Here is a 2,824-nt window from a genome sequence, read left to right on the forward strand (position 1 = left end):
GTATACGCAGCAAAAGGGCGTCTGGGGGATGCCTAAGGCTTCTGATGGCGATGAAGGACGTGGCAAGCGACGAAACGTTTAGGGGACCCGCTGGCAGGGGACGATCCTAAGGTGTCCGAATGGGGCAACCCATCATGTTGAAGACATGATACCCTACGGGGGGCAAACGCGGAGAACTGAAACATCTAAGTACCCGCAGGAAGAGAAAACAATTGTGATTCCCTGAGTAGTGGCGAGCGAACGGGGAAGAGCCCAAACCAGCTACGTTACGGCGTAGCCGGGGTTGTAGGACCCGACATCAAATCAGCAAACGAACGGAAAGCGCGTGGGAAAGCGCACCACAGAGGGTGAGAGTCCCGTACCGGTCAGGGCGTTGGTGGGTTGGGGATCCTGAGTAGGGGGGAACCGGAGAAATTCCCTCTGAATTTGCCGGCACCATCCGGTAAGGCTAAATACAATCAGAAGACCGATAGCGCAGAGTACCGTGAGGGAAAGGTGAAAAGTACGGGGAGTACCCGGGTGAAATAGATCCTGAAACCAGGCGCTTACAAGCGGTTGGAGCGTCCAGAGTGGCGTGACAGCGTGCCTTTTGCATAATGAGCCTACGAGTAACCGTCACTGGCGAGGTTAAGTACGTGAACGTACGGATCCGAAGCGAAAGCGAGTCTGAACAGGGCGCTTAGTCAGTGGGGGTTGACGCGAAACTTGGTGATCTACCCGTGGCCAGGCTGAAGGGGTGGTAACACACCGTGGAGGGCCGAACCGATAAGCGTTGAAAAGCTTCCGGATGAGCTGCGGGTAGGGGTGAAAGGCCAATCAAACTGAGAAATAGCTCGTACTCTCCGAAATGTTTTTAGGAACAGCGTTACGTGTTACTGTCTGTGAGGTAGAGCGACCAACAGGATGCGGGGGAGTCACATCCTACCAACTTCTGATGAACTCCGAATGCGCAGAGAGGTGCGTGGCAGTGAGGGCTTGGGTGCTAAGGTCCAAGTCCGAGAGGGGAACAACCCAGACCATCAGCTAAGGTCCCTAAGTGTGTGCTAAGTTGAACAAAGGCGGTCCGGCTGCTGAGACAGCCAGGAGGTTAGCTTGGAAGCAGCTATTCCTTTAAAGAGTGCGTAACAGCTCACTGGTCGAGCGGGGCGGGCGTCGATAATAAACGGGCATCAAGCACATCACCGAAGCTATGGACTCACGCCTTGGGCGTGATGTGGTAGGAGAGCATTCCATGGGGGGTGAAGTTGGGGCGTGAGCCCTGGTGGACCGCATGGAAAAGCAAATGTAGGCATAAGTAACGAGAATGAGGATGAGAACTCCTCACACCGAAAAGCTAAGGTTTCCTCCGCGATGGCAGTCATCGGAGGGTTAGTCGGGGTCTAAGGATAAGCTGAAGGGCGAGATCTGAGGGGGAGTGGGTTAATATTCCCACACTATCTATACAGGCAATAGCCATGACGGAGTGCCGGAGGTGTTACGTCCTGACGGAATAGGGCGTTGAGATGAGGCTTCGGCTGAGTCGAAGCACTGAAGGGGCTTCCAAGAAAAGTGGTGCGCGTTAAGCGTATGGATACCCGTACCGTAAACCGACACAGGTAGCTGGGAAGAATATTCTAAGGTGCGCGAAAGAATCATGGTTAAGGAACTCGGCAAAATTACCCTGTAACTTCGGGATAAGGGGGGCCGTCTCGCAAGAGCGGCTGCAGAGAAGACGCCCAGGCGACTGTTTACCAAAAACACAGGACTCTGCCAAAATGAAAGTTGACGCATAGGGTCTGACACCTGCCCGGTGCTGGAAGGTTAAGGGGGGAGCTTAGGGGTAACTCGAAGGTTTGAACTGAAGCCCCAGTAAACGGCGGCCGTAACTATAACGGTCCTAAGGTAGCGAAATTCCTTGTCGGGTAAGTTCCGACCTGCACGAATGGTGTAACGATCTGGGCACTGTCTCAACCATGAGTTCGGTGAAATTGTAGTAGCGGTGAAGATGCCGCTTACCCGCCACGGGACGGAAAGACCCCGTGCACCTTTACTACAGCTTAACATTGAATGCCGGTCAGGCATGTGTAGGATAGGCGGGAGGAGTTGAAGTGGCGTCGCCAGGCGTCGTGGATCCAACCTTGAAATACCGCCCTTGGCTGACTGGCGTTCTAACGGAGAGATCCGGACTGTGTTTGGTGGGTAGTTTGACTGGGGTGGTCACCTCCGAAAGGGTAACGGAGGTTTCCCAAGGTTGGCTCATACCGGACGGTAATCGGTAGGGGAGTGCAATAGCAGAAGCCAGCTTGACAGTGAGGCCTACAAGCCGATCTGGGACGAAAGTCGGGTATAGTGATCCGGTGGTTCCGCATGGAAGGGCCATCGCTCAAAGGATAAAAGGTACGCCGGGGATAACAGGCTGATCTCCCCCAAGAGCTCACATCGACGGGGAGGTTTGGCACCTCGATGTCGGCTCGTCACATCCTGGGGCTGGAGAAGGTTCCAAGGGTTCGGCTGTTCGCCGATTAAAGTGGCACGCGAGCTGGGTTCAGAACGTCGTGAGACAGTTCGGTCCCTATCTGTGGTGGGCGTGGGAATACTGACGGGATCTGTCCTTAGTACGAGAGGACCGGGATGGACTCACCGCTGGCGGATCGGTTGTTTGGCCGCAGGCACGGCCGAGTAGCTACGTGGGGAACAGATAAGCGCTGAAAGCATCTAAGTGCGAAACTGGCCTGAAGATGAGTGTTCCGGTATAAAGGGGTGTTGTAGACGACGACGTTGATAGGCGGCAGGTGGAGGTGGTGAGAGCCATAAAGCCGAGCCGTACTAATGGCCCCGGAAGCGT

At 55.0% G+C, this 2,824-nt stretch carries 1 rRNA gene; it reads left to right on the forward strand.

From position 1 onward, the window contains the following. Positions 1–2,824 (forward strand): 23S ribosomal RNA (locus CRO74_RS31080); the annotation flags it as partial.

The organism is Spirosoma fluviale (genome assembly GCF_900230225.1).
GTDB lineage: Bacteria > Bacteroidota > Bacteroidia > Cytophagales > Spirosomataceae > Spirosoma > Spirosoma fluviale.